Origin of the sequence: Kitasatospora sp. NPDC056446, from assembly GCF_042796115.1 — a bacterium.
Taxonomy (GTDB): Bacteria; Actinomycetota; Actinomycetes; order Streptomycetales; family Streptomycetaceae; genus Kitasatospora.
Genome location: NZ_JBHTRF010000188.1, coordinates 1 through 1,896, shown reverse-complemented (window position 1 = coordinate 1,896; position 1,896 = coordinate 1). Strand labels below are relative to the sequence as shown.

The 1,896-nt window shown below is 61.7% G+C and carries 2 protein-coding genes; both read right to left on the bottom strand.

The features are described from left to right. Positions 1-1,572, bottom strand: a 1,572-nt coding sequence (locus ACFQ6N_RS40490) for a T6SS effector BTH_I2691 family protein (protein ID WP_380659151.1), incomplete at its 3' end; no start/stop codon positions are given. Next, on the bottom strand, positions 1,569-1,896 hold a 328-nt coding region (locus ACFQ6N_RS40485; protein WP_380659150.1), incomplete at its 5' end, for a hypothetical protein. The genes ACFQ6N_RS40490 and ACFQ6N_RS40485, both read right to left, overlap by 4 nt.

Below are 1,896 nucleotides of genomic sequence, written 5' to 3'. Positions count from 1 at the left end.
GGCCGATTCAGTCAGAAATGCACGGCCGATCTCGTGCATGCCGAGCGCCGCAATGGCATCGGTGATTACTTCCTCGAACCACACGCCTTGCGCCGCAGACTGGCCGTCAAAGTCCTCCAGCGTTGCCAGAAACAGATCATGGCGGAGCCAGGCAACCAGCACAGCCATCTCTGGGCCCAACCGGTCGAGCACCATCTGCGCCATTGCATCCATGTTCCTCTTGAACGCGGTAAAGCGGGGCTCATCAATCAGCGGCCAGTACTTGTTCTTCCACGCGTCCTGCGCATCCTGCAGATAGAGCGGCAGGAACATGTCTTTGTATGCCTGCTCCCGCTTCCGTTTTTCCTCCTCGGAGATCTTCACTCTCGGGTTCCATGACGGAAGCGAGGGATTCCCGAGGCGGAGCTGCCGTTCTTCTTCCCGCACGGTCTGCGCTGCATAGTTCCCTGCCATCACCGCGCCGTTGAGTTCCAGCAATCGCGAGATCTGTTCGATCTGGTCAACCGCTGAAACCTCCAGCTCGCGCTCCCGCTTGAATTGACCGATGCAGGCAGCCAGATCGTTGCAGTAGCCACTGAGCTCATGCACAGCACCCACCGCGTCCCACAATCCCAGCAGCATGGGCGGGTACTCCTGGCGATCATCACCAATTCGCCCGTTACTGCTGTGTTTCTGTAGCAGCTGGAAGCGCAGTTCGCTCGGATCGATACCATTGCGGGGGTAATCCCGCCTTGACCATGGGTAACGCGTGCCGTGCTTTCGCAGCCGTGCGGTGCTGAGTGCGCCATCCGGTGTGGAGGCAGCTGGGAGCGCGCTGATGTGAGGAAGTTCCGGCGGATCTCCCGTGGGACTTTCCATCCAACGATATTCCATGATCGATGCCAGCCCGGCGGCGTCCTTCAACGGCGCTTGGTCGCCCTCCGCTCTCGCCGACCGGATCCATCTCGCAGGCTCGATCGGCTGCATCCGCTCGGCGCGCAGGACCGGATCGGACCCATAGCGATCCAGCGTCGCAGGTGTCCATGGGTGCTGGGAAAAAGCGAGCCAGACCGTCCCGCACACATCAGGCCGCGGTATGGTGATGAACTCGGTGCGCATATAGTCATGTCCTTTCCGCCCACAGATCGGCAGCCCCGCTCCAACGACGGGGCGGGCGCTCGTGACGGAGGGCTGCCGCCACAACGTACCGTTTTCGGCAATGGCGTAGCATTCCCAGTACCGAGGTCCGTAAGGCCCCTTCTCGTAGTACAGGTACAACATGCCTTGGCGCATGGTCCTGAGAGCATGCTCAAGTCCCGCTGCACTCATGTCAGCGTCGGGCACATGCGAGGGTGATAGGCCGCCCAGGTCGACGTCACAATTGTCGGGCACCAAGGTATAGCGCACCGGCAGAATGGCGAGCCCGGTAGAGCGGCAGATGTCGCAGACCGCGCGGCTCTGCGACTCCGGCGGTGCGGCGGTAACAACAGGAAGGTCAGATACGGTTTGGCTGTCCTTGCCGCGACCTCCCCTGTTGCTGCTGCCGGTATAGGAACCGCTCACGTCGTTTCCTTCCTCGCCATGCTGCGTCATGTGTACAACCCTCCCTTGGTCTCAGCGGCGTGTCCCGACGCCGCCGCGCGTATGTCCTGCCACTCTGCGTCTTCAATGCGCCATGCCAGTTCGTCGTACCGTTCGCCCTGCTCCACCTGCGCCAGCAGCGCCTGAAGGATGGGATGGCGGTGGAAATGAGGGCCAAAGGAGATCGCATGCTTTGCGAATAGATCGAGCTCATGTCCATTGGCCACGCCGCGACGGTGCGCTTCCTCTACACAACGTTGTACGTGTGCGAAGGTCGAACGGTCGGGCAGATCGCCGGTCTGCAGCGCTCCGATCCAGGCCTGGTTCAATGCGCCC